General features: G+C 38.7%; 24 protein-coding genes. 17 read left to right on the top strand and 7 right to left on the bottom strand.

What is annotated here, in order from left to right:
• Nucleotides 1-38 precede the first annotated feature (38 nt).
• Entirely contained in the window at nt 39-1,163 is a 1,125-nt protein-coding gene (gene menC / locus A8L44_RS15355) for an o-succinylbenzoate synthase (RefSeq protein ID WP_175354312.1), read from the bottom strand.
• Nucleotides 1,164-1,311: 148 nt separating this feature from the next.
• On the opposite strand from menC, the gene A8L44_RS15350 reads away from it, so the two are divergent.
• The 5 genes from A8L44_RS15350 to A8L44_RS15335 all read left to right on the top strand — a co-directional run bounded on the left by A8L44_RS15350 (nt 1,312) and on the right by A8L44_RS15335 (nt 7,040).
• Nucleotides 1,312-2,952, top strand: coding sequence for a M20/M25/M40 family metallo-hydrolase (locus A8L44_RS15350; RefSeq protein ID WP_066108300.1), 1,641 nt, complete (start codon nt 1,312-1,314; stop codon nt 2,950-2,952).
• A 91-nt stretch (nt 2,953-3,043) separates the two neighbouring features.
• Complete coding sequence (locus A8L44_RS19040; protein WP_175354311.1) at nt 3,044-3,202, top strand: hypothetical protein; 159 nt, start codon at nt 3,044-3,046, stop codon at nt 3,200-3,202.
• 333 nt (nt 3,203-3,535) lie between these two features.
• The gene (gene pflB / locus A8L44_RS15345; protein ID WP_066108298.1) at nt 3,536-5,794 is read left to right on the top strand and encodes a formate C-acetyltransferase; all 2,259 of its coding nucleotides are present in this window, start codon (nt 3,536-3,538) and stop codon (nt 5,792-5,794) included.
• 99 nt (nt 5,795-5,893) lie between these two features.
• Complete coding sequence (gene pflA / locus A8L44_RS15340; protein WP_066108295.1) at nt 5,894-6,643, top strand: pyruvate formate-lyase-activating protein; 750 nt, start codon at nt 5,894-5,896, stop codon at nt 6,641-6,643.
• A 151-nt stretch (nt 6,644-6,794) separates the two neighbouring features.
• Nucleotides 6,795-7,040 carry a DUF2164 domain-containing protein gene (locus A8L44_RS15335; RefSeq protein ID WP_066108292.1) on the top strand — a complete coding sequence of 82 codons (246 nt, stop codon included), beginning with the start codon at nt 6,795-6,797 and terminating at the stop codon, nt 7,038-7,040.
• A gap of 187 nt (nt 7,041-7,227) precedes the next feature.
• Here the strand turns inward: A8L44_RS15335 and A8L44_RS15330 are convergent, their stop codons facing one another.
• Nucleotides 7,228-7,686 (bottom strand): C40 family peptidase, encoded by a 459-nt coding sequence (locus tag A8L44_RS15330; RefSeq protein ID WP_066108289.1) that lies wholly within the window; start codon nt 7,684-7,686, stop codon nt 7,228-7,230.
• 427 nt (nt 7,687-8,113) lie between these two features.
• On the opposite strand from A8L44_RS15330, the gene motA reads away from it, so the two are divergent.
• From motA to A8L44_RS15315, 3 genes are all read left to right on the top strand, one after another.
• The gene (gene motA, locus A8L44_RS15325) at nt 8,114-8,929 is read left to right on the top strand and encodes a flagellar motor stator protein MotA (RefSeq protein WP_066108286.1); all 816 of its coding nucleotides are present in this window, start codon (nt 8,114-8,116) and stop codon (nt 8,927-8,929) included.
• Nucleotides 8,898-9,665, top strand: a complete 768-nt coding sequence (gene motB / locus A8L44_RS15320) for a flagellar motor protein MotB (protein ID WP_066108285.1) — start codon at nt 8,898-8,900, stop codon at nt 9,663-9,665. Before motA ends, motB begins: the two co-directional genes overlap by 32 nt.
• A gap of 271 nt (nt 9,666-9,936) precedes the next feature.
• A complete protein-coding gene (locus A8L44_RS15315; protein ID WP_066108283.1) occupies nt 9,937-10,455 on the top strand; it encodes a type 1 glutamine amidotransferase domain-containing protein in 519 nt (172 codons plus the stop codon).
• Nucleotides 10,456-10,501: 46 nt separating this feature from the next.
• Here the strand turns inward: A8L44_RS15315 and A8L44_RS15310 are convergent, their stop codons facing one another.
• Entirely contained in the window at nt 10,502-10,735 is a 234-nt protein-coding gene (locus tag A8L44_RS15310) for a DUF1128 domain-containing protein (protein ID WP_066108582.1), read from the bottom strand.
• Between the two features lie 53 nt (nt 10,736-10,788).
• Nucleotides 10,789-12,144 carry an alanine/glycine:cation symporter family protein gene (locus tag A8L44_RS15305; RefSeq protein ID WP_066108579.1) on the bottom strand — a complete coding sequence of 452 codons (1,356 nt, stop codon included), beginning with the start codon at nt 12,142-12,144 and terminating at the stop codon, nt 10,789-10,791.
• Nucleotides 12,145-12,345: 201 nt separating this feature from the next.
• On the opposite strand from A8L44_RS15305, the gene A8L44_RS15300 reads away from it, so the two are divergent.
• Both A8L44_RS15300 and A8L44_RS15295 read left to right on the top strand, forming a co-directional pair.
• A complete protein-coding gene (locus tag A8L44_RS15300) occupies nt 12,346-12,765 on the top strand; it encodes a YtxH domain-containing protein (protein ID WP_066108280.1) in 420 nt (139 codons plus the stop codon).
• Nucleotides 12,766-12,797: 32 nt separating this feature from the next.
• A complete protein-coding gene (locus A8L44_RS15295; protein ID WP_066108277.1) occupies nt 12,798-13,637 on the top strand; it encodes a YihY/virulence factor BrkB family protein in 840 nt (279 codons plus the stop codon).
• Between the two features lie 190 nt (nt 13,638-13,827).
• On the opposite strand, the gene A8L44_RS15290 is transcribed toward A8L44_RS15295, so the two are convergent.
• Nucleotides 13,828-15,762: a heavy metal translocating P-type ATPase gene (locus A8L44_RS15290; RefSeq protein ID WP_066108274.1), complete on the bottom strand. Its 1,935-nt coding sequence runs from the start codon at nt 15,760-15,762 to the stop codon at nt 13,828-13,830.
• Between the two features lie 356 nt (nt 15,763-16,118).
• A complete protein-coding gene (locus tag A8L44_RS15285) occupies nt 16,119-17,297 on the bottom strand; it encodes an MFS transporter (protein ID WP_066108271.1) in 1,179 nt (392 codons plus the stop codon).
• 136 nt (nt 17,298-17,433) lie between these two features.
• Here A8L44_RS15285 and cax point away from each other — a divergent pair, with 136 nt between their 5' ends.
• The 4 genes from cax to pdaA all read left to right on the top strand — a co-directional run bounded on the left by cax (nt 17,434) and on the right by pdaA (nt 21,170).
• Entirely contained in the window at nt 17,434-18,498 is a 1,065-nt protein-coding gene (cax, locus tag A8L44_RS15280) for a calcium/proton exchanger (protein ID WP_066108268.1), read from the top strand.
• A gap of 543 nt (nt 18,499-19,041) precedes the next feature.
• Nucleotides 19,042-19,863: a YfkD famly protein gene (locus A8L44_RS15270; protein ID WP_066108261.1), complete on the top strand. Its 822-nt coding sequence runs from the start codon at nt 19,042-19,044 to the stop codon at nt 19,861-19,863.
• Between the two features lie 135 nt (nt 19,864-19,998).
• Nucleotides 19,999-20,205, top strand: coding sequence for an SE1561 family protein (locus A8L44_RS15265; RefSeq protein ID WP_066108258.1), 207 nt, complete (start codon nt 19,999-20,001; stop codon nt 20,203-20,205).
• A gap of 182 nt (nt 20,206-20,387) precedes the next feature.
• The gene (gene pdaA / locus A8L44_RS15260; RefSeq protein ID WP_066108576.1) at nt 20,388-21,170 is read left to right on the top strand and encodes a delta-lactam-biosynthetic de-N-acetylase; all 783 of its coding nucleotides are present in this window, start codon (nt 20,388-20,390) and stop codon (nt 21,168-21,170) included.
• A 207-nt stretch (nt 21,171-21,377) separates the two neighbouring features.
• Here pdaA and A8L44_RS15255 read toward each other — a convergent pair whose 3' ends face one another.
• On the bottom strand, nt 21,378-21,929 hold the full coding sequence (locus A8L44_RS15255; RefSeq protein WP_066108256.1) for a DUF3267 domain-containing protein: 552 nt from the start codon (nt 21,927-21,929) through the stop codon (nt 21,378-21,380).
• A 157-nt stretch (nt 21,930-22,086) separates the two neighbouring features.
• On the opposite strand from A8L44_RS15255, the gene recQ reads away from it, so the two are divergent.
• The 3 genes from recQ to rlmD all read left to right on the top strand — a co-directional run bounded on the left by recQ (nt 22,087) and on the right by rlmD (nt 26,566).
• Complete coding sequence (gene recQ / locus A8L44_RS15250; RefSeq protein ID WP_066108252.1) at nt 22,087-24,231, top strand: DNA helicase RecQ; 2,145 nt, start codon at nt 22,087-22,089, stop codon at nt 24,229-24,231.
• Between the two features lie 78 nt (nt 24,232-24,309).
• Nucleotides 24,310-25,212: a DNA-3-methyladenine glycosylase family protein gene (locus A8L44_RS15245; protein ID WP_066108251.1), complete on the top strand. Its 903-nt coding sequence runs from the start codon at nt 24,310-24,312 to the stop codon at nt 25,210-25,212.
• Entirely contained in the window at nt 25,184-26,566 is a 1,383-nt protein-coding gene (gene rlmD, locus A8L44_RS15240) for a 23S rRNA (uracil(1939)-C(5))-methyltransferase RlmD (RefSeq protein ID WP_066108244.1), read from the top strand. Before A8L44_RS15245 ends, rlmD begins: the two co-directional genes overlap by 29 nt.
• Nucleotides 26,567-26,598 lie beyond the last annotated feature (32 nt).

Here is a 26,598-nt window from a genome sequence, read left to right as displayed (position 1 = left end):
GTTTCTTATTCTATACCCCTATAGAATAAGAATACACATTATTTGGAAGTGAAGGACTCTTTGTGAGTTGAGTAATGGGCTAGCCATTTTCGATTAACTTCAAAACCCATTCCGGCTTGTTCAGGAACTTGAATGACACCGTTCTCGACAATCACGCTAGGGGACGTGATATCTTGCTCCCAATAATGGCTGGAGCTCGAAATGTCACCAGGCAGATTAACCTGTGGCATGGAAGCCAGTGCAATCGTATGGGCTCGGCTAATTCCAGATTCAAGCATACCGCCGCACCAAACGGAAATATTATTGGCTTCACAAAGATGAAGAATTTTAATGGCTTCTGATAAACCGCCGACTCGTCCAATTTTCAAATTAATCACTTTGCAGCTACCCAGAGCAATTGCTTGTTTGGCGTTCTCGAATGATTGAATGCTTTCATCCAGGCATACCGGTGTTGTGATATGTTGCTGAAGAATGGCATGCTCATAAAAATCGTCAAAACGAAGCGGCTGTTCAATCATCATTAAATCAAATTCATCCAGCGCTTTTAGGAGGTCCATATCTGCTAAACAATAGGCTGAATTTGCATCAGCCATAATGGGTAAGTGTGGGTATCTCCTACGAACTGTCCGAATAAGAGAGATGTCCTGACCGGGTTTGATTTTAAGCTTAATTCTCTTATATCCCTGCTCAAGGCTATGATCAATCAGGCGAAATAAATGTTCATCTGAGGTCTGCAGTCCAATACTAACTCCTGTTTCAATCTCATTTTTAGTTCCACCTAAAGCTCTCGATAAGGATTTATTATTTTTCTTCGCATATAAATCCCAAATTGCGCCTTCGAGAGCCGATTTAGCCATTGGATTTTTGCAAACGGGAGAAAAAAGATGCTGAAGTTCATCCGGATGATAGATTGGCTGCTGGATGAGTTTGGGGATTAAAAAATCTTTCATAATATGTGCAGCAGTTTGGAGTGTTTCCTCCGTATACCAAGGTTCTCGGAAGGCAACACATTCACCCCACCCAACCATACCGTCGCAATCAACCATTTCAATAATAATCATTTCTCTATCCTTCAAGCTTCCAAAGCTAGTAGTAAAGGAATTCTTTAGTTCCATTGAAATATAGTGGAGAGTAATCTCTTTAATATTGATAGAAATATCCATTGTAACCGCTCCTTTAATTGTAAGAATACCGTAACATATCTAATTAGCAACGGCAAAATAGAGAGCTATACTATTAATATTTAACTGAATATTCGACCAAATACTGCTATAATTTTAGAAAAAGATAGAAAAAGTGGGGGGATAAGGTATGGGTCATTGGAATACAAAGGAAGGGATTTTGGAGTTATTATACCGCCTTGTAAAAGTGCCAAGTGTAACGGGAACAAGAGGTGAGCTGCGTATGGAGGACGAAATTTCTGCGATCCTTAAGGAAATGCCTTATTTTCAAAATTACCCCGATCAAATATACAGAAAAGAAATTACAGGAGATCTATTAAATCGAAAAGCAGTTGCTGCGTTTTATCAAGGTAGTAAAACGAGTAAAAAAACAATTATACTTTTAAGCCATTATGATGTAGTTGGGGTTGAAGATTACGGACGCCTTGCACCGCTCGCTTTTTCACCATTGGAATGTACAAGTGCAATGGCAGAGGAAAACCTTTCAGTTGATGCCGAGCAGGATTTGAAGTCTGGAGAGTGGATCTTTGGAAGAGGAATTATGGATATGAAAGCCGGACTTGCTATTCAGATGGCTTTACTATCAGAAGCTGCCGAACATGGCAATTTGAAACATAACCTATTATTTTTAGCTACACCGGATGAAGAGAGATATTCGGCCGGAATGTTTGCGGGAGTTGAGTTGATTAAGGGACTCAAGGACCAATATCAACTGGATTTGGAAGTGGCCATTTGCTCGGAGCCGAGTTTTGGTGCATATCCAGGAGACCGTACAAAATATTTTTATACAGGATCTGTGGGTAAGTTATTGCCCTTAATTTTTTGTGTAGGAACTGAAACACATGTGGGCGAACCGCTTGAGGGCATGAATGCCGCCTGGATGGCAGGTGTGATAGCGGAAAGACTGGAGTTATCCTTAGCCTTTTTAGAACAAGAACGCGGGGAACAGAACCCTCTGCCTACGATCTTAAAATTAATGGATCTAAAAGAAGCATATAATGTCCAAACGCCAACTGCAGCATATGTACTAGCTAATATCCTTACGCTAAAGCAAAATCCGGAAGAAGTCATAAACAAGCTGAAAGATATTGGCGAAGAAAGCAGCAGGTATATAGAAGGACGGTTATCAAATATTTATGATTTACTTGGGTATGGAAGACATGGTTCAAGAAAACCTAACCTTAAGCCCAGTGTATATACTTATCAAGAGTTATTTGATAAAGGCTGTAGAGAATATGGCCATATGTTTATGAAAGAAATAAACGCAAAGATTGCATTGCTCGAACAGGACGCAGGCATGAATATGGCCAAATTAACAGCTGAAATTGCAGATGTAGTGGCAGCGTTTTTCAAATCAGAGGCCCCTTTTTATATGATCATGCTCGCTCCACCTTATTATCCACACGTTTATTTGGAAGATGATGAAAGGGATCAGAAAGCAAAAGGTATAGTAGAGCACTGCGTTAGGATCGCTAAAGAGAAATTTAATGAAGAAATAAAGATCATGTCTTATTTTCCAGGGCTTTCCGATGTAAGCTATTGCCGTTTACGTGATCGTGATTTAGTGATGCCGGTGTTAGAAAATGAAATGCCTCTATACGGGAAGGGGTATAATCTTCCGCTTTCTATTATTGGGGAATTGGATATACCAGCCGTAAATATCGGTCCATATGGTAAGGACGCACACAAACGTACAGAAAGGCTGCATATTCCATTTTCCACTGAGGTTGTTCCCAAATTGCTTAAACAAGTGGTCTATGGCTGCCAATAATGATGTTCTTTTTGTACTATATTGCCTCAACTTACCTGCCATAATTCTCGCCTTTCTGTAGAAAATGATAATAAGGGAAGGAGGTAGGATTATGGCGAGAGGTAAAGGTTTTAATCATAAACGTAAAAGTCATCCTGGGAATTTTCCTCACCATGCTGAAACGGGTGGAAATCAGGAACAACATACAAACCACGAACAATATATTGTGACGAAGGAAGCCTTTAAAAATAGATCAGACGTGCATAAATGACAGAATTGTTATATAATGGTATCTATAAAAGGCATCTGTATTTAAGAACAGATGCCTTTTATAGTACAGTTTAGCTTTCAGAGTGGATTTTACTATAACAGTTTTATTTACTGTCAAGGGTTCCTGATATTAGAATTATTCGAAAATAGAAAGAAAAGATTGATTTAACAACGTTGTTTTTGATTTCACCAGATTGTCATAATTTACATGTTCACTTTTTCACATATAATGTGTATTATAAGAGTATAGAAAGCTGTTATATAATTTAAAAAAGCTGAACATCTAGAAATTTGAAATAATATTCCTGAACGTAATATTAGGAGGTAAAATAAAATGGCAATGGTTATGGATAATGTAACTAAAAAAGATGCATGGAGAGGCTTTGCTGGCGGAGATTGGCAGAATGAAGTTAACACACGTGACTTCATTATGAAAAACATCACTCCATACACAGGAAACGATGAATTCTTAGAAGGCCCAACAGAAGCTACAAAAGAATTATGGAAGCAAGTAATGGAACTTACTAAACAAGAACGTGAAGCAGGCGGCGTCCTTGATCTTGATTCTAAAATTGTTTCTACTATTACATCACATGGTCCTGGATATTTAAATAAAGAACTTGAAACAATTGTTGGTTTCCAAACAGATAAACCATTCAAACGTTCTCTTCAACCATTCGGTGGTATCCGTATGGCGGTAGCTGCAGCTGAATCTTACGGATTCACAGTAGATGAAGAAGTGCAAAAAATCTTCACTGATTACCGCAAAACACATAACCAAGGTGTATTCGATGCTTATACGGATGAAATGAAGCTTGCTCGTAAGGCTGGTATCATCACTGGTCTTCCAGATGCATACGGACGCGGACGCATCATCGGTGACTACCGTCGTGTAGCATTATACGGTGTAGACTTCTTGATCGCTGAACGTAAGAAAGATTTGAAAAACTACGGATTAAGAACAATGTCCGAAGAAGTTATTCGTCAACGTGAAGAATTAAGCGAGCAAATCCGTGCTTTAGGTGAATTAAAACAATTAGCTGAGATTTATGGTTATGATATCTCTAAACCAGCTACAAATGCCAAAGAAGCAGTACAATGGTTATACTTTGCTTACCTTGCTGCAATTAAAGAACAAAACGGTGCAGCGATGTCACTAGGACGTACATCTTCCTTCCTTGATATTTATATCGAACGTGACCTTCGTGAAGGCACATTAACTGAACAAGAAGCACAAGAGATCATCGATCACTTTGTTATGAAGCTTCGTCTTGTAAAATTTGCTCGTACACCTGATTACAACCAATTGTTCAGTGGAGACCCTACTTGGGTAACAGAATCAATCGGTGGTATGGCATTAGACGGAAGAACACTTGTAACGAAAAACTCTTTCCGTTTCTTGCATACATTAACAAACCTTGGACCAGCTCCAGAACCAAACTTGACTGTATTATGGTCTACGAAGTTCCCAGAAGGGTTCAAACGTTTCTGTGCAAAAATGTCTATCCAAACAAGTGCGATTCAGTACGAAAACGATGACATCATGATCAGAGAATACGGCGATGACTACGGTATTGCTTGCTGTGTATCCGCAATGCGTATCGGTAAACAAATGCAATTCTTCGGAGCACGTGCAAACCTTGCAAAAGCATTGCTTTATGCAATCAACGGTGGGGTGGATGAAAAACTTAAAATTCAAGTTGGACCGAACTTCAAAGCAATTACTTCTGACGTGTTAGATTATGATGAAGTTATGGCTAACTTCGATAGCACAATGGAATGGCTTGCAGAGCTATACATCAATACATTGAATGTAATCCACTACATGCACGACAAGTATAGCTATGAGCGTATTGAAATGGCATTACATGATGTTGGAATCCTTCGCACAATGGCAGCGGGAATTGCTGGATTGTCTGTAGTAGCCGACGCATTAAGTGCGATTAAATATGCACAAGTTAAACCAATCCGTGATGAAAATGGTGTAGCAGTTGACTTTGAAATCATCGGTGATTTCCCTAAATACGGAAACAATGATGATCGCGTAGATAGCATGGCTGTTGAGCTTGTTCGTAACTTTATGACTAAATTGAAAAAGCATAAAACATACCGTAGCTCTGTGCACACACAATCCATTCTTACAATTACTTCTAACGTAGTATATGGTAAGAAAACTGGTAACACTCCAGATGGACGTCGCGCTGGCGAACCATTCGCACCAGGTGCGAACCCAATGCACGGACGTGATACAAAAGGTGCTCTAGCTTCTCTATCTTCTGTATCTAAGCTTCCATACGATTGCTCTTTAGACGGTATTTCTAACACATTCTCTATGGTGCCAAAAGCACTTGGACGTGAAGAAGAGCAACGTGAAGCGAACCTTGCTGCAATCTTGGATGGTTATGCTTCCAAGGAAGGTCACCACTTGAATATCAACGTATTCAATCGTGACACATTGCTAGCTGCTATGGAACATCCAGAAGAGTATCCACAATTAACAATCCGTGTATCTGGATACGCTGTTAACTTCATCAAGTTGACTCGTGAGCAACAAATTGACGTTATCAATCGTACGTTCCACGAAACTATGTAATATAGAAGTACTTGTTACTAGGAGGTCTCCCTGTATTAGCAGGGAGACTAACTTTTAACTTCCAATTGGATATTTTTAGAAAAGAAAGGATGGGATCTCATGACAACATATGGAAATATACATTCCGTTGAAACATGCGGCACAGTAGATGGCCCGGGGATCCGCTACATTGTCTTTACGCAAGGTTGTTTGTTGCGCTGCCAATATTGCCATAATGCCGATACGTGGTCAATTGGAACAGGCAAGCAAATGAGTCCTGAAGAAATCGTTAAAGATATTGAATTATATAAACCATTCATGGATGCATCAGGCGGGGGAGTTACCGTCAGCGGCGGAGAACCGCTATTGCAAATTCCTTTTATTATAGAACTGTTTAAATTATGTAAGGAAAGAGGAATTCACACGACCATTGATTCCTCAGCTGGCTGTTTTTCGAGATCACCAGAATTTTTAGAGCAATTCGATGAACTGCTTGAATATACAGACTTAATCCTACTGGATATTAAACATATAGATAGTAAACGCCATATTAAGCTAACTGGTAAACCGAATGAACATATTTTGGATTGTGCCCGTTATCTTTCTGACAAAGGACAACCGGTTTGGATTAGACACGTACTAGTTCCAACGGTTAATGACCAGGATGAATACTTGGAAAGAATGGGTCAATTCTTAGGTACACTTAATAATATTGAAAAGGTAGAAATCTTACCATATCATCAATTAGGTGTTTATAAATGGGAAACACTTGGCTACAAATATCCACTGGCGGGAATCCAATCTCCTAGTGATGAACAAGTAGAGCATGCCTACAAAATGCTAACCAAGTATATGAAAAAGCCAGCTTGAAAAGTAGAGCGAAGACTAAATTAAATAATTAAAGGCACAAACAATAGGTGTTGCGCTTAAAAAATAGTAGGATAAACCACATGAAGGTTTATATCCTACTATTTTTTTGTTATAAATGAAAGATAAAGTAAATTTCAAAGGAGGGGTACAATTGCTAATCAATTGGAAAGCAGAAGATAAAAGATGGATAATTGGTCAAATTCAACAATATTTTCAAAAAGAGCGTGATGAAGAGATTGGAGAACTGGCTGCTGAGAATATTTTGGAGTTTTTCACAGAAACGTTAGGACCTCATTTTTACAATGCTGGAGTGAAGGATGCAGGGAAACATGCTGAAGCATATGCTGCACGCTTGGAAGAAGACTTATACGCATTAATGCGACCAATAAAAAAATAGATGCTTTAAAAACCTTCCTGAAAAGAAAAGGAGAGATCAGAGTCTATAGTGAAATACCATCAAGTGAGATGCTGACTGGTTAAGACAGTATGCAAGCTATACTCGATGAAAAGGTCTACACTTTTTACAAGTGGGTAAAAAAAAGGCAAAATAAAAAGGCGAAGGATGTCCGCCTGGAAAATAGAGTTTATATTCTTTTAGCACCTACATAACGCTTCTTCCAATATGAAGAGCTTAATGAATCTATTTTTACACCTTTAGATACAGAGTGAATGACTTTGTTGCTGCCAATATAGATTGCTACATGGGAAACTCCTTTTCCAGAAGTATTAAAGAAAACTAAATCACCTTTTTTTAACTTAGATTTAGCGATCTTTTTCCCCTGTTTATACATACTGGTTGAGGTCCTTGGAAGTTTCTTTCCTGCCGCTTTTTTGTAGGTATACCCCACAAAACCAGAACAGTCAAATCCTTTAGGTGTTGTTCCGCCGTATCGATAAGGCGTTCCTACATATTTTTTCCCGGTTGAAACAACTTTGTTAGCTTTACTTGTCGAAATAGCGGCTGAGGCTTTAGATTCAAATGGTCCAAATGGCACAAGCGTGGATGACAGAAAAATAGCAAGAGCAATAATTATTTTTTTCATAGTGACCCCCGAGATGTTTTTTTGGCAGCATTGTTAAATCTTACCGCCTTTTTCTCTACTTTTTTACTATAACTAAAATACTAGTTTCTATGGTTACAGCATTATTGAATTTAATTTACAAAAATATTACAGAAATTTGGTTACTTCGACATATTTGTTAAAAAACCCCATATTATATTCATGGAAGATTAAATGATAGAGAGGATAAAGTTAAGTCATTCTCCTCAGAATTGCTATTGCAAGGTATCTGTAATTGTTGATTCAACTCTTAATCGATTAAAAAAAGTGATGTTTTCATCACTTTTTTTTATGTCTTTTTACCTAAAATTGATTCTCATATCTTTTTAAAAGCTTATTAGTGTTAAGGAATTTATTGAAATGTCGATACTAGAAGAGATAAAAGAATAGTAGAAAACGGGTGAATTATATGGACAAGTCTTCAATCATAGGGATTATGTTGGCCATCGTTTCAGTAGGTGTTGGAATGGTGCTTAAAGGTGTTGATATCGCAGTTCTCGTCAATCCAGCTGCTATATTAATCATTTTCTTAGGAACGGCTGCAGCTATATTAGTTGCTTTTCCAGTTAATGAATTGATTAAGCTTCCTAAGCTATTTGTCATCATTTTTTCAGAAAAAGCAATGGTCTCAACGGAAGAATTAATTCATACATTTTGCGATTGGGCACAAACAGCTCGTAAAGAAGGTTTGCTGGCGCTAGAAAAAATTTCAGAATCAGTTGAAGATCCGTTTTTAAGGAACGGCTTGAATTTGGCGGTTGAAGGACAAAGTGCAGATTATATTCGCGACATCCTTTCAGAAGAAATAGATGCCATGGAGGAAAGGCATGCTGTTGGGGCTCAGATTTTCACACAGGCTGGTACCTATGCTCCGACCCTCGGGGTATTAGGTGCAGTAGTAGGATTAATTGCAGCCTTGGGCAATATGAGTGATACAGAGATACTGGGCCATGCCATAAGTGCAGCATTTGTTGCTACATTGATGGGAATCTTTACGGGATATTTATTGTGGCACCCGTTTGCGAATAAATTAAAGAGAAAATCTAAACAGGAAGTACGTATTAAAGAGATGATGGTAGAAGGTATTCTATCTATATTAGAAGGTGAAGCACCAAGGACAATAGAGCAAAAACTATCTTCTTATTTACCTGCTGCGGAAAGGAAGAAGTGGTTGGAAGGCGAGATGAGAAACAATGTCCAGGCGAAAAAAGAAATCTCAGCATGAGGAGCATATGTCCGAATCCTGGCTGCTCCCATATAGTGACTTATTAACCTTATTATTAGCGTTATTTATTGTCTTATTTGCTATGAGTTCTGTAGATGCCCAAAAGTTCTCTGAACTATCACGAGCCTTTAATAAAGCATTAGATGGAGGAACAGGTGTTTTTGAGCATCCGAGCCCGATGCCTGAAGGGATGATGGCAGAAACAGACCCAGAGAAATTTGATGGGGAAGAAGAAGAAGGAACAGAGGAAGCCAGCCCTGAATTGGAAGAATTAAAGGTAGTCCAAGAAAAAATAGATACTTATATTAATGACAGTCATTTAAAATCCAATTTAGAGACATCTCTGACAGAGGAAGGGTTGCTGTTAACCATTCGTGATAATGTATTGTTTGATTCGGGGATCGCAATGGTCAGAGAGAGAGATGAAATAATTGCCAAGGAAATATCTGAACTGCTTGTAATGGAACCTCCCAGAAATATTATCATTAGCGGACATACGGATAATGTTCCGATTCGTAATGCAGAGTTTGAGTCAAATTGGGAATTAAGCGTTATGAGAGCTGTTAACTTTATGAAGCTTCTTCAAGATAATAAAAAATTAAAACCGGAATGGTTTAGTGCAAAAGGCTTTGGAGAATTTAAACCAGTATCGCCTAATACCACTGACAGTGGGCGGGAGAAAAATAGACGCGTAGAAATCCTCATCATGCCCCGTAAAACATTAATTGGTGAGTAGTGGATTATCCATTAGGTTGGTTAATGAATTTAGAGGGGGTATCTGATTGTTAGGTAGGATGAGGATTAGTTCAAAGATTTTGAAGACATTGTAAAACGGTGAAGTTTATTAGGGAAATGTGGAAATCTCTAAGCGAATGACTTAGGCAGTGTGAATATCATTCACACTGTTTTTATATTCCTTGATTAGATAAAAGAGAATGTTTATGAAAATTTTGCCGAGGGAAAGATGAAACTGTAACTATTATTTTTCAAAAAAGGAGATTGATAGTATGAGTAAAAGAATTGCATGTGTCATAACGGATATGTTTGAAGATGTAGAATATACAGACCCTGCTAAGGCTTATAAGGAAGCTGGTCATGAAGTAGTAACCATCGGCTTTGAAAGTGGACAAAATGTTGAAGGTAAGCAAGGAAAAGAAACGGTGGAAATTCAAAAGGGCATTGATGAGGTAAAAGCGAATGAGTTTGATGCTTTATTTATTCCGGGTGGATTCTCTCCTGACATTTTAAGAGGAGACGATCGTTTTGTTTCTTTTGCCAAGGAATTCATGGACGCAAAGAAACCAGTATTCGCAATTTGCCATGGTCCGCAATTGTTGATTACTGCAAAAGCGCTGGAAGGAAGAGATTCAACAGGTTATAAATCAATTAAAGTTGATCTCGAGAATGCAGGTGCCACTTATCATGATGAAGAGGTATTTGTATGTGGAGAACAATTAGTAACAAGCAGACAGCCTGATGATATCCCAGCTTTCAACAGAGAATCCCTTGCATTGCTGTCCAAATAAAATGAAGCTCCTCTGTTCAATGAACAGAGGAGCTTTTATTGCCTATTTACTTTCTCAATTTGCCAATCTCTTCGACAATTGCTTGCATTTCACTAGGGCTGAAGCGGTCCTTGGACATGACCATTTCATATATCTCCAGTAAATCCTCATAGGAGCTATCATTAAAGCTGTCTGCACGCATAGCTGAACTGTTGATCATTTGTAATTTTTCTTGGATGCCATTAATCATAATTTTAATATTCTCAGTGGATTTAACCGATAAATCTGCCACTTCATTCATCCCTTCCGCACTAGATAGAAATATCATTCCATGGAATTCGCTATCTGTCAAATTCAAGTTTCAAATGTCTTTCTCTGCTTATTTTGTTTTTCACTATTAATAATTCTGATAATGATTTTTGTTTCAGCTATAATCACAGCTGAAAGGCCGAGGAGGCCAATCAAGTTAGGGATTGCCATTAAAGCATTCATAATATCAGCAAAGCTCCAAACAAGATCAAGGGAGCTTACGCAGCCAATAAAAACAGCTAAAACAAAAACGATTCGATAGCTAATTACGGTCCTATCTCCAAATAAGTAGGAATAGCATTTCTCACCATAATAAGCCCAACCAATAATTGTGGAGGCAGCAAAGAAAATTAACCCGATTGAAACGATGTAGGAACCAACAGGACCTAATAATAAATCAAAGGAGACGGATGTCAGTTCTGCTCCTTCTAATCCACTATGATATTGGTCTGCCATTACAAGTGAAATTCCTGTTATTGAGCAAATAATGATTGTATCAATAAATACTTGCGTCATTGATACAAGTGCTTGTCGGGCAGGAAAATCCGTTTTAGCCGCAGCTGCCGCAATCGGAGCTGACCCTAAACCAGCTTCATTCGAAAAGACACCTCTAGCCACACCCCAACGGATTACAGTACCGATTGCACCGCCAGCTACTGCCTGTCCAGTGAAGGCATCTGTGAAAATCAGTTTAATTGCATTTGGAACGAGTTCAGCATTTAAGATAAGAATTAAGATTCCACAAATTAAATAAAAGGCGGCCATAACCGGTACAAAATAGGAGGTGACTTTACCGATGCTTTTAATGCCTCCGACTAACACAAGAGCGGCAAAAATAGTCAGGACAATCCCGGTTACCCAGGTTGGGATGGAGAAAGTATCATGAATCGTGTTGGCTACTGAATTAGCTTGGACCATATTACCGATTCCAAAAGCTGCAATCGCACCGAAAATCGCAAAGGCGACGCCAAGCCATTTCATTCTCAGCCCTTTTTCTAAATAATACATAGGTCCACCTGACATTTCACCATTAGCATTTACGATTCTGTATTTAACCGCAAGTACTGCTTCTCCGTATTTCGTCGCCATACCAAAAAAGGCAGCAACCCACATCCAGAAGACGGCCCCTGGTCCACCGCTGACGACTGCTGTAGCCACTCCAACAATATTCCCAGTTCCGACTGTTGCTGCAAGAGCAGTCATTAAAGCCTGGAAATGGGAAATATCTCCGTCCGATTTTTTATCCTGGCTTTTAGTGAAGGCCAATTTTAATGAATAAGGCAATAATTTAATTTGTAAAAATCCAATTCGAAATGTTAAATAAATACCTGTACCAACAATTAAAATTAAGAGGGGTGGCCCCCAAAGAAAATTACTTATTGTTTCTAAAAGTACAGTCAAATCTTTTGAAAACTTATTCAAAAAGTCAATCAAGTAAATTCACCCTATCTGTATGTTGTTAATATTAAGAATATTCTTGAAACAATTTTGCGTCAAGATAAAAAATACTTAATTGACATTTTATGTTTAGAATTCCGCTATTATAGGTAAATCAATAAATATAAGAATAAGCAAGTAAAATTAATTCGGGAGGGATAAATAATGAGTAGAAGCAGTCAAAAGAGCAATAAGCTATGGTTAGGAATTTTAGGTGGAGCAGCAGCAGGTTTTGCAATCAGCCTATTGGATAAGAACACTCGCAAAACAGTAATGACAGGCGGCCAAAAAATGATAACGAATGTTAAATCGATGGCTAAAGATCCGAATTCTATAGTGGAAAATGTGAAGGATATGTCTGGTAAAATTCGTACAAACATAGATCAAATTGGTCAGGATGTATCTTTTATATCTGAAAAGGTAGATGAAATGAAAGAAATGCCACCGCAAGTAGCAGGGGTTATTAAGGAAACAAAAGAAGTACTGGTAGACAAAAAATCTTCTGATGGTTCGGCTTCTACGACAGAGAACAGTAATACTTCCTCTGTATCTGATGATATAAGTACCACTTCTACGCGCAAATAAAGTCAAACAAGCTGAATAGAGGTGGTACTGGAATGGAAGGTAGGAAGAAGTATGTAAATAAAAGCGTATTTAAACATTTATACGATAAAATTCAAGGTGATGAAGTAACAGGCTTGGCAGCGCAATTAGCCTATTACTTCTTACTTTCAATTTTTCCGCTCTTAATATTTGTTATCACGTTATTGCCTTTTTTGCAGGTTTCCCAAGCGGATTTGATGGAGCTTTTGCATACGTATGCTCCTGCAGAATCGGCAAATTTATTAGAATCGAGTTTAAAGGATGTCATGGCTAACCAAAACGGCGGCTTGTTATCTTTTGGTATCTTGGCAACGATGTGGTCAGCATCCAACGGGACCAATGCCATTATAAAGGCTCTTAATCATGCATATGATGTTGAGGAAACCAGATCATTTATTAAAACAAGAGGATTAGCTTTGATTTTAACCATTGGATTAATCCTGGTTGTAGTGGTTTCTTTGCTATTGCCAGTGTTTGGGAAATATATTCTCAATATTGTATTTGATTTCCTAGGATACGAGCCTTCCTTTGTTTATGATTTACTGCGCTGGGTGATTTCTATTGCTGTCATTACCTTTGTATTTTTAATTTTGTATTGGATTGGGCCCAACCTTAAAATGAAATGTAGAGACGTTTTACCAGGGGCAATCTTCGCGAGTGTCGGATGGGCGCTATCATCGTGGGCATTTTCAGTTTACGTGAGTACATTTGGTAACTATTCTTCCACATATGGCAGTCTCGGAGGCTTGATTGTTTTAATGCTTTGGTTATATATATCAGGTCTTGTCATTATTGTAGGCGGAGAAATTAATGCAGTATTGTCCAGAAATAAGAGGCACTGGACGATTAAATAAGTAGAGCGTGGATTCAAATTATAATGGTTCAGAACTAATGTGCGGACGAACGGTGATTGATTATTAAATGAACAGCCACCGTAGTTTTAGGAAGATTTGATGTGTTTCAGATTAACTTCCCATGAATAAAGAAAATAGAGGCCGTCCGGAAAGTCATTAACAGACTTACAGGATAGCCTCTATTTGTATTCTATTTAGATTTTAATAAACGGAGACTGTTTAGGATGACTAATATGGTGCTGCCTTCATGGCCGATTACACCGAATGGTAGGTCGAGAGCCTGAAAAAAGTTTGATACAACTAAAATCATAATGACGGAAATTGAAAAGATAACATTTTGGCGAATGATTCGGTTCATTCGTTTGGATAATTGAATGGCTTCTGCTATTTTTGGTAAGTCGTTTTTCATGAGAACAATATCAGCTGTATCAAGAGCCACATCAGATCCTTCACCCATGGCAATTCCGACAGAAGCAGTAGCTAACGCAGGCGCATCATTAATGCCATCCCCAACCATGGCAACGGTAGTATATTTCTCTCTAAGTTTTTTAACTTCTTCTACCTTTTGTTCAGGTAAACATCCAGCAACAAACCCAGATAAATGGCTTTCTTTGGCGATTACCTTGGCAGTGTGCTCGTTATCTCCAGTCAGCATGCATGTATATACATCCAGTTCCTTCAATGCTTCGAGAGCATCGGCAGTCTCTTTACGAATGATATCTTTTAATGCAATTATTCCTGCAATACCTTTCTCATCTTTTACATAGGACAATGTTTTCCCTTCAGACATTAATTCAAGTGCCGCTCCATTTTTAAATGACATGGCTGCTTCTTCGCCTACAAAATCCTTCTTCCCAATCTTCCAATAGTGCCCATTTGCATGTCCTTGAACACCAAATCCGGATATTTCTTCAGATTCTACGCGCGGCATGGTCTGTGAATAAAGCTGTTCAACATGCTTAACAATGGATTGTCCCAGCGGATGATTCGAATTCTGTTCAATGGAAGCTACACTTAATAAAAATTCTTTTTGATCGATGTCATCGCGGATTAAAATATCCGTCACAACGGGTTTCCCCTGAGTTAGTGTCCCTGTTTTATCGAAAGCAATGGCCTTTACATTGCCTAGGTTTTCTAGATGGATACCGCCTTTGAATAAAATCCCACTTTTAGCGCCATTCGAAATCGCGGATAAAGTAGCCGGCATGATAGAAGCAACTAATGCACATGGAGAAGCTACCACTAACAAAACCATTGCCCGGTAGAAGGTCTCTGTCCAGGACCAACCCAGAACAAAATGTGGGAGAAACAACATAATTCCAACGACAACAAGAACAACTTTTACATACGTATCCTCAAATCTTTCAATAAATAATTGAGAAGGAGATTTTTCACTTTGCGCATTTTGAACAAGTGTGATAATTTTTTGGAATAAAGTTTCACTGTTAGGTTTTGTAACCTTAACTTTTATGGTTCCATGTCCATTAACCGTCCCTGCAAATACCTCGTCTTGAATATATTTGCTGACGGGAATCGATTCTCCGGTAATTGCAGCTTCATCAACAGCAGTCTCTCCAAATAAGATTTCTCCATCTGAGGGGATGCGTTCCCCAGGCTTAATTAAAATCAAATCTCCAACTTGCAGGGAAGAAACCGGTACTATTTCTTCAGTGTTATCGACTATTCTCAAAGCCTGTTCAGGCTGCAAATCCATTAATGAAGAAATTTCTTTGTGACTTTTATTCATCGTATACGTTTCAAGTGCACCGCTCAAAGAGAAAATAAAAATCAGGATTGCTCCCTCAGTCCAATATCCGATAATGGCTGACCCAATCGCTGCCAGAATCATCAAAAGCTCTACGTTCAGTTTTCTCTCTTCAATCGTCTGAGTGATGCCTTCTTTAGCCTTGGCATAACCCCCAATTACATATGCCAGTATATAGACGAAGGCAGATGAGGCATTCAAATCCTTTGTTGATAATAGCCAGCCGCATAAAATCAGAATTCCGCTTAAACCGGCAGCCAAGAGCTCCCAATTGGACGTAAGTTTAGAGGTGAATTCTTTCCATCTATTATATTGGCTAGGTGAATTTTTCAAGCTTGATTTATTCAGTGCTGTTTCCATGTGAATAACCTCCTTGTAATTGAGAATAGATCTCGTTGTTTTTCTTTTCTAATTGAGAATGATGTTCAAAATCATTAGGCTTATAAAATAGCGGATGCTGCCACAAATACTGTGACAGCAACATTTTTCTTTCTTATTTATAATAATTATTATCTACATATTAGTATAACATGAGTCGCTAAAGAAGTTAAGTGAATTTATTTGGAAAAGAAAAAATAGCAATTTTCTACCTTGCTTATTTGTGGATAGGGGAAATTTTAACTGAAGATGCGTGAAGGTGAATATGAGATAAAATTGAGTGGATGAATAAATACAGCAACAATTACAGTAATAAAGTCGAATGAAAAAACCTCTGCTTACACAGAGGTTTGAATCTGGTCATTAATTGGATTTCTTTTAAATCTGCTAAGAGCGATGAAAATCAGTAACAGGATAACACTGATTACAAGAAGGAAATTCCCATTAGGCAGATATTGAATGGCCAAGCCGCCAAAAAATGGGCCAGAGATGCTTCCAAGGCTAAAGACTATTCCACAAATAATATTGCCGGCAGGAAGCAGTTGTGTAGGCAATAGATCGGTCATATAACTGATTCCTAAAGAGAAGGTGGAGCCGACAAGCATACCTGCAATAAAGAAACAGATAAATAAACCTGTAACGGTTTGTTCAATTAAGGCAGCTGTTAAAAAGATGGCAAAACCGCTAAAAAGAACATATTGAAGAACGCGTTTCCTCCCTAAGGAATCACTTAAAATTCCTAATGGGATCTGGGTAATAATGCTGCCTGCTGCAAAAGCAGGCAAGATGATGGAGACTTGTTGAACATCCATATTAATTCGTAAAGCATAGATAGGGAAATTTCCATTTAGGGATGCTTCCAAAAATCCATAACCAAAAGGAGGCAAGAACGCAACCCATGCATACTTGGCAACTTTTTTGAAACGATGTAAGGTACCGAAAACATTGGTTGTTTCCAAATCTTCATCTGGAAATTCATTTTTTAATAAAAAGACGGTCAACCAAGCAATAAGACTGATTGCTGATGCAACGATAAAGGGTAATGCCCGATTAACTTCAATTAAATTAGTCAGTAATGGCCCAACTGCGAAACCTATGCCGAAGGATAAGCCATAAATGGATATATTTCTGCCTCTCTTGTTTACTGGCGTAAAAGCGGTTATCCAGGTTTGGGTTGTGAAATGTAAGGTATGATCTCCAATTCCGATAATCATACGAAGAATGAACCAAAACCAGAAAGAATCTAGGATCGGAAATAACAGAAACGCAATAATCACCGACAGTCCGCCGAAAAAAATCAGGGGTTTATAACCAAATTTTCGCAGAGGAATTTCCATGAAAGGTGAGATTAATAGTATTCCCAGATATAGTCCTGTAGCATTTAATCCGTTTAGACCGGAGCTTACTCCATCCTGTTCAAAAATAATGGCAATTAAGGGTAACAGCATTCCCTGTGAGAAACCTGACACAGCAACTAGAATAATAAGTGCAGAAAATCTAATTTTTTGATAGTTCATAATTATCTCTCCTATATCTATCTGAATCAATATTAGAGTTGTTCACAAACTTTAGCAAGGAGATTTTGAAGACTAATCTAAAGGTAATTCGGGAATAAATGAATATATTTTAGATTAGAAAGAAGGAATTCAAGGGATGGGACAAAAAATATTTTCTGCAATGCTAATGATTGGCCTACCGGTATCCATAGCCGGCTCCATTTTACATTGGCCAAGTCTGCTCATGTTTGCTGTTTATTGTTTAACGATTATTGCTCTGGCAAGTTTTATGGGGAGGGCGACAGAAAGCTTAGCAATCATATCCGGACCGAGGATTGGAGGATTGCTAAATGCAACATTTGGAAATGCTGTTGAGCTGATCATCTCCATTTTTTCTCTTAAAGCGGGACTGGTGGGAATTGTATTGGCTTCTTTAACAGGAAGTGTCATCGGTAACTTATTATTAGTTAGTGGGGCTTCATTTTTCTTGGGTGGTATTAAGTATAAAAGACAAAAATTTAATGTATTTGATGCCAGGCACAATGCAGGGCTATTAACATTCGGTGTATTAGTTGCATTTATCATTCCTGAAGTATTTGCCGGAGAGATGGAAAGAAGTAACCAAATGGTCATGAGTACAGGCATATCCATTATCCTGATCTGTTTATATTTGGCTGCTTTATTCTTTAAATTGGTCACCCATCGCGGTGTCTATCAACGTAAGGAAGACTTGTCTTTTGCAGAGGAAGAAACTGAAGAAGCAGAGTGGAGCAAAAAATGGTCGATTATGGTCCTAGCTTTGGCAACAGTGGCAGTAGCCTATGTATCTGAGAATTTGGTACATACATTCGAAGACGTAGGGAATCAATTGGGCTGGTCTGAATTATTTATCGGGGTTATCATTGTAGCAATTGTCGGAAATGCAGCTGAGCATGCATCTGCCATTATTTTCGCTTACAAAAATAAAATGGACATTGCTGTTGAAATTGCTGTTGGTTCTACTTTACAGGTGGCCATGTTTGTAGCACCGGTACTTGTTCTGGTATCTTTATTATTTGAAACGCAAATGCCACTTGTCTTTACATTGCCTGAACTTGTGGCGATGGTGCTATCTGTCTTTTTAATGATTGTAATAACGAACGATGGGGAAACAAACTGGTTTGAAGGACTCACCTTACTTGCTGCTTATTTAGTGATGGGGATAGGTTTCTTTCTGTTATAATAATAAATTAAAAAAGACTCTGATCTACTATGGATTCAGAGTCTTTTTTATGTTTTTCCAATTTGCTTCATCATAAGTCATGTCTAACTAAATTCTAATCCTTCCAAAAATAAATGTATCTTTTCAAAGGTAGATATTTCTGTTTTAAACAGTCATGTTAGTTAGCCCTATAGGTCACATCCTTTATCTTTATTGTCCTGATTTGTGACGAAATCTACATTAAGTTTTCCGTGTGAGGATGGTTTCGATAAGCATTCCTCCCTGCAGTTATTCCGGCTGTTGATTTCGCCTCCTTTACGATATGTTGGTTTTAGTATAGCACCTTCCTGTAGTTTTGTAAATATTCTGAATTTTACAAAACTGTGACAAAAAATACTGGTTTGTAATGTGCTAAATAAACAGTTAATATAGCTTAACAATCTGTTAATTCTAGTAACTGCAAGGTGTAATAAAACAATCCTGATTTTTGAATAGTTTTTTTGCTTAAGAGGGAAAATAACGGAACAATCATTCTTTTTTGTATGTAAGAAAGGAGCTTCAAGCATGAGAAGAAATTTTTTTATCATGATCGTTATAGCCATGCTCGTTATTATTCCAACCCAGCATAACTGGGCTGCCCCAAAAGAAGGAGCAGACCCTACGGTTGAGGAAGCTAAGTATAAAATTCCGGAGTCCGTTTTATCGATCAATAAAGAAAACACATATCCCAATTCCAGTCAGGACACGCCAATGCTTGAGCCAAGTGAGTTATCCAAACAATTGCTTAAGTCCAGCAACGTTAAAATAGAAAATCCTGAATTAGTTCACATGCTTAATGAAACCAATATCGGAACCAATCCGGTTGCCTTTTGGTATAGAGCCACTGTTTACTTAGGTAAGTGGGCTTTAAATTATGAATCGATGGAAACCTCTCCAAACTGGGAGTATCAAAAAATCAATACGAATTTTTATGATAACCGTGGCGGGGATACGAATTTCCAAATTCATTATGTCCAAGAGACACAAAAAGTGGTGCGCGGAGGATTGACAGCAAAAGTACCTTCCAGTCAGGATATTCAAAAAATGATGCTGGCGAGAGCATCAGAAAAATCTAAACTGCCACTGGCATTTGAGACCATCATAGGTAGCGGTACAAAAAAAGACAGAGTATACAATATACCGCCAATGAGACTTGGCTACCTCTATGGGTATGCGCCGGCAATAAACGAGAAGGGTAAAGTCACATATGGTGAGGTCTATTTAGTATTGAAAGGAAGCAAACGTGAGATTGTAGTAAGGAATGTAACCTCACAAGGGATTGGAGCCTGGATTCCTATTCAAGATCATGTTTCATTCCAGTTCAGAGCGGTCAACCGACCATATTGATTGCCGTTTAAGTCTGCAAGCTTCAGCCGGTTTTGGTTGAAGCTTCTTGCTTTTGGGTAAAATAGAAAATGGTCAGTTGCGAAATAGGCTACTATCGTTTAGGATAATATTTATGATGAAAGGAGCCGGATTAGTTTGACAACACCGATTTATAATAAAGATGAACAAGTAAAATACTTAAAAGACCGACTTGAGTTATTTATGGAGGTTTTAGACCGGATTGAGCCTGAAACAGCGGATATTGAAGATATTGACCGCCTAATTGAAATCGTGGATTCAATTGAGGAGAAGTTTCAAAGCTTTCAAAATCGACCGGAAACAGAACCTAATAAAGAGGTATAAATGAATAAGATTATATGGCAAATCCGTTATAAGCGGATTTGTCTTTTTTATATTATATCGTTAATGCAATCATTCGCTGTGCTGCATAAATTCCCTTACTCTGATTAAAACTATCTTTATCAAAAGTATATTCAGGAGGGAAAATAGTGAAAAAATGGCTTATCACCGGATTATCTGCCATCATGCTTTCGGGGACATTATTCCTGGGCGTTGCTGAGGCGATTTCAAACGTACAGTATGGTTGGGGCTTTAATAAGGGAAAGAATGAACAGCCTGCTGATGCAGGGCCTAAATATAATGCAATCGTTGAAAAATACGGTGCTGTTTATAAAGTAAACACGACAAAGAAAGAGATTTACTTAACGTTTGATAATGGCTATGAAAATGGATATACGGAGAAGGTACTGGATGTACTGAAAGAACATAAAGTTCCGGCTACCTTTTTTGTTACAGGTCATTATTTGAATACAGCTGAACCGTTAGTGAAAAGAATGGTGAAGGAAGGGCATATAGTTGGCAATCATTCATGGAGCCATCCCAATTTCACACAGGTATCGGATGATAAAATAGCTGATGAACTGGAACGGGTTAAGAAGAAGACAGAGGAATTAACAGGGCAAAAGGGTATGTCCTATATCAGACCGCCACGAGGAATATTTAGTGAACGAACTTTACAGGTGGCAAATGATCTGGGCTATAAACATATTTTATGGTCGGTTGCTTTTCTTGATTGGGATGTGAATCGTCAGCAGGGGTGGAAGCATTCCTATGATCAAATTATGGCTCAAATTCATCCCGGTGCCATTTTGCTCTTACATTCTGTGTCTAAGGACAATGCAGAAGCACTTGGCCAGGTGATTACAGATTTAAAAAAGAGAGGGTATACCTTTAAAAGCTTGGATGATATGAATTGTGAAAAACCACAGAAGACACCACAAAAACAGAAAATAGACATAAAGATATAATGTGCCTAAACAAAAAAACCGCTTACAAATAATAAGCGGTTTTTAGTATTAATATTGAAAAAACAACGGGCATCATATTTATCTTGAGAAAATGGTAAGATAAGGGCATTCCTGTGTGGGGTTCCCTTTTTGATGGTTGGATTCCTGTCAATCGATTTGGGAGCCTTTCACTTTCATTTTCATTGACAGTATGGAATCGAAAAACATTTAAGATTGAGGAGTGTAAACAATACAGCCAATTTTACTGGAGTGGTCCTGAACAAGGACATCTACTGAATACTTGCGCAATATCCAAAGAATGATAAGGTCCCCTAATGATCCGATAGTCATAAACAATCCAATAAAAAACCAATAATCATTTCCGTTTAAAAATGCATAAATTAATGGCACGATTCCGAGGACAATCGGTAATAAAACACTGATCCGATAAGCTTTGATCCTGATTGGTATTTTGCAATGGGCATAAGGAGTAAGATACTTCCATAAAACACCCAGTTTAACCTCACTTATTTTGGCTTTCCCGAAAAATATGTAGCCTACTAGATGCAGTACTTCATGCATGAAAATTAGGAGGATGTATCCAACAGCCAGTTCAATTAAAAAGAATAGGTCAATCTCACCGATTTTCCAAATGAACCAATAGGGGATAAGCAATCCGACCATAAGAGTGAAAGTACTGATCAAAATTGGTTTATTTAAATCTTCCATTTCACGAGTTTCATCTATTATTTGATATGATTTCAAGGAATCAGCCAGCATCGGAAAACCTCCAGTTATAGATTACTATCAGTTTATCATATAAGAAGGATATATTTGGTGATTTTTAAGACTCCAGCTATCTTGTCTCACTAGTATAGATCAATCTCTATAAGCTATAATGGATGGTAGAATGATCAATGAATGGAGGAGGGAATTCATGCTTACAGAAGCAAGCTCTCTTTTAAAGAAGTATTTTGGTTATGATTCTTTTCGCAATGGACAAGCCAAAATTATTGAGCAGGTGCTACAAGGAATCGATACACTAGGAATTATGCCGACAGGCGGAGGTAAATCAATTTGTTATCAAATCCCGGCGATGATAATACCGGGCGTTACCCTCGTTATTTCTCCATTAATCTCTCTCATGAAGGACCAGGTAGATTCACTGGATCAGGCCGGAATACCCGCCACCTTTATTAATAGTTCCCTAACCGCGAGTGAAGTGAATGATCGTTTGTATGACATCCAGCAGGGGGCCTATAAGCTCTTATATTTGGCGCCTGAAAGACTGGAATCCCATGGCTTTATTGAGGATATCCGTCAATTGCCGGTTGGATTAATTGCTGTAGATGAAGCTCACTGTATATCACAATGGGGTCATGATTTCCGCCCGAGTTATTTACGCATCCAATCATTAGCCGAACAATTGAATTCCAATCCGGTTGTCCTTGCCCTGACAGCAACAGCAACTCCGCGAGTGCAGGCAGATATTCGCCGGTCCTTGAATATTGAGGATTCACATACGGTTATAACTGGCTTCGAACGGGAAAATTTAAGCTTCCAGGTCGTGAAAGGGCAAAATAAACAAAAATATATTGATGCGTATGTAGGAAAAAATAAACAGGAATCCGGGATTATTTATTGTGCCACACGAAAAACAGTGGACCATCTATATGAACGTCTCCAACAAAAAGGTATATCAGTTGGGAGATATCATGCGGGTTTATCAAGTACAGAACGTGAAACAGAGCAAAATAAATTTTTAAGTGATGAAATTACTGTCATGGTCGCAACGAATGCGTTTGGGATGGGGATAGATAAATCAAATGTACGATATGTGATTCATGCTCAAATGCCTAAAAATATGGAAAGTTACTATCAGGAGGCAGGCCGTGCCGGACGTGATGGCTTGCCGAGTGAATGTATATTGCTTCAATCTGAACAGGACGTTCAGGTCCAGCGCTTTTTGATTGATCAATCGTTTGGTGATGAAAACCATAAAAATCAAGAGTTGCAAAAGCTCTATCAAATGCGTGACTATTGCCATACTCAAGGATGTCTGCAGGCCTATATTCTGCATTATTTTGGTGAGCAGGAGGCAGATGACTGCGGGCGGTGCTCTAACTGTCTGGATGAACGAAGTGCGAAGGATGTGACAAAAGATGCCCAAATGGTCTTATCCTGTATAATCCGAACTGGCGAACGTTTTGGAAAAACAATGATTGCCCAAGTGTTAACTGGCTCATCCAATAAGAAATTGCTTGAACAAAACTTTCAATCCTTATCAACGTATGGGTTAATGAAAAATCAATCAACCAAAGAGATCGCTGAACTGATTGATTTTCTAACATCTGAGCAATTAATTGGGATTACGGGTGGGCAATATCCGCTCTTATATGTCACAGCTTCCGGCAAAGAAGTGTTGCTCGGGAAACGTGCGGTAATGAGAAAAGAAGCTGTGCGAATCACCGCTATTTCAACAGATGATCCTTTATTCGAAGTGCTGCGTAATTTGCGAAAACAAATTGCAGGAGAGGAAAAAGTGCCTCCATATTTGATATTCTCCGACCAAGCTTTGCGCGATATGTGCGTTAAACAACCGCAAACCAAAGATGAGTTCCTTGAGGTGAAGGGAGTCGGAGCTCAAAAGACAGATAAGTATGGTGAGCGATTTGTGGAAGTGATCACAGCGTTTATAAAGGAAAATGATTATGAAGCACCAATTGTAGAACAAGAGGGGAAAATGCCTGCGATGAAAAAATCCAAGGCAGGTACTGCCAACTCACATATGGATACGTATGAATTATATAAACAAGGGCTTACGCTGAAGGAGATTGCAAAAGAAAGAGATTTATCTTCTCAAACAGTAGAAAGGCATCTATTCCGATGTGCAGAAGAAGGATTGCCTCTGAATTGGGAGTATTTCTTCTCACCTGAGGAGGAAATCCAGATTCTACAGGCGATTGAGGAAGTGGGGAATGATTTTTTAAAGCCAATTAAAGAGCATCTTCCTAATGAAATCAGCTACAGTGCGATTAAAGCGGTAATAACGAAGAAGAACATGGATACGGCTCCAATTTAATGGGCCGTTTTCCTATGTACCCATATAGCTGCAAAACCTGTTATAATAACTGGACTAGTCCATAAAGGAGTGATAATGATGTGGAAAGAAACCATTCATGTAGAAGCTCCCTATGATTTTGACCTGGTATTGGAAAGGATCGGTCTTGATCCTCTGTATGAAATAGATTACCGCAATCGCTTGATTCAGGTCCCTTTACTGATTAATGGTAAGCCCAATGTTTATACCGTCCAAGCGATCGGTACGGTAGATAAGCCGGCCTTTACGATTAGCGGCAAAGAAGAACAAGTATTGGCGACGGATCGTTTAATGGAGATTTTTCAGTGGCATCTGCCACTTTCAGATATACATGCTCACTTTGGAGAGACGAAGCTCAATGATATTTTTACTCGCCATCGCGGTACCCCGCTTATTTTAGAATTCGACCTATATGGCTGTCTCGTGAAAAGTATTATCCATCAACAGCTGAATATGGCGTTTGCTCAAAAACTAACGAAGGATTTTGTCACAGCCTATGGGTATCAGAAGGACGGAGTATGGTTTTATCCATCTCCAGAGACAACCGCTGCTCTCACAGTAGATGAACTAAAAGGAATGAAATTCAGCGGCAGAAAAGCAGAGTATGTCATTGGCCTTTCAGAAAAGATTGCAAGCGGTGAACTCAGGTTGGAAGAGTTGCGCACAAAGACAGATGAAGAAATTATAGAAGAATTAACAAAGATTCGCGGTATAGGCAGATGGACGGCTGAAAACTTTCTGTTATTTGGTCTCGGCCGCCCGAATTTATTTCCAAAAGCAGACATCGGTATTCAAAATGCCATAAAACTGCTATATAACCTAGACCGAAAGCCAACAATGGAAGAGATGGAGCAATTCAGTAAGGAGTGGCATCCTTATTTAAGCTACGCTTCGCTTTACTTATGGAGAAGCATTGAAAAACGGAGGAATATTGATGAACCAACAGGCAACATTAGTCCGTGAAGGACAAGAGATTTTACTAACAATTAAACGCCTTGGCATAAATGGTGAGGGAGTCGGCTACTATAAACGTCAGGTTGTATTTGTACCGGGTGCTCTGCCGGATGAAATCGTAGAAGTAAAGATTACGAAGGTCCATCCGAAGTATTCGGAAGGTCTTGTCAAAAAGATTAAAAAGGCATCGCCACATCGAGTCGAAGCGCCATGTCCGGTTTATGACGTGTGTGGTGGATGCCAATTGCAGCATTTGGAATACAGCCAACAATTGAAGGAAAAGCGTGATATCGTTATTCAATCATTGGAGCGCCATAGCCAATACGATGCCAGCAATGTAGATATCCGTCCAACAATTGGGATGGAGAATCCATGGAATTACCGTAATAAAAACCAATTCCAGGTTGGCACCAATGAGACTGGAAAGTTGATTGCCGGCCTTTATGCGGCAAATACTCATAACTTGATTGATATTCCAAATTGTATTGTTCAGCATGAAGCAACGAACAAGGTTACTCGTACAGTCTTGGATATTTTGCAGGAATTTGGCTTGCCATCCTATGATGAGAAAAAGAAAAGCGGGATTGTTAAAACGGTCGTAACCCGTGTCGGCTTCTCATCGGATCAGGTCCAAGTGGTGATCATCACCATTTCTGAAAAGCTTCCTAAGAAGCGCCAAATCATAGAAGAAATCAACAAACGTTTACCGGAAGTCGTTTCCATTGTTCAAAACGTGAATAAAGAACAGACTCCGCTTATATTCGGCGAAAAGACGATTCATCTGTGGGGAGAAGAAGCAATTGAAGAAGAACTTGGCGATTTATCCTATGAGCTATCAGCGCGTACCTTCTTCCAATTGAATCCAGTACAAACCGTGAAGCTCTATGATGAAGTGAAAAAAGCAGCTCGCCTTCACGGTCATGAACGAGTAGTAGATGCTTATTGCGGAGTAGGAACGATAGGATTGTGGCTTGCGGATTTTTGTAAAGAAGTTAGAGGCATGGATGTCATTCCGGAATCAATTGAAGATGCCATTCAGAATGCTAAAAAGCATCATATGGATAATGTCAGCTTCGAAGTAGGCAAAGCAGAAGTTCTCATGCCTAAATGGCTGCGCGAAGGCTGGAAGCCAGATGTCGTTGTCGTCGATCCGCCAAGAAGCGGCTTGGATCATAAATTAATGGATGCCATCCTGCGCACACGTCCAAGAAAAATCGTCTATGTATCCTGTAACCCATCCACACTGGCCAAGGATTTGGACTACCTAAGCAAAAAATACAGACCAAAATATATCCAACCAGTGGACATGTTCCCACAAACCTCTCATATTGAATGTGTTGTGGAGATTATGTTGAAGGTGTAACCAATAAAAATACTCTTGGCTAACTAAATAAA

Origin of the sequence: Bacillus sp. FJAT-27986 (assembly GCF_001685035.1) — a bacterium.
Classification (GTDB): Bacteria; Bacillota; Bacilli; order Bacillales; family Pradoshiaceae; genus Pradoshia.
This window is presented reverse-complemented; position numbering and strand designations above follow the sequence as displayed.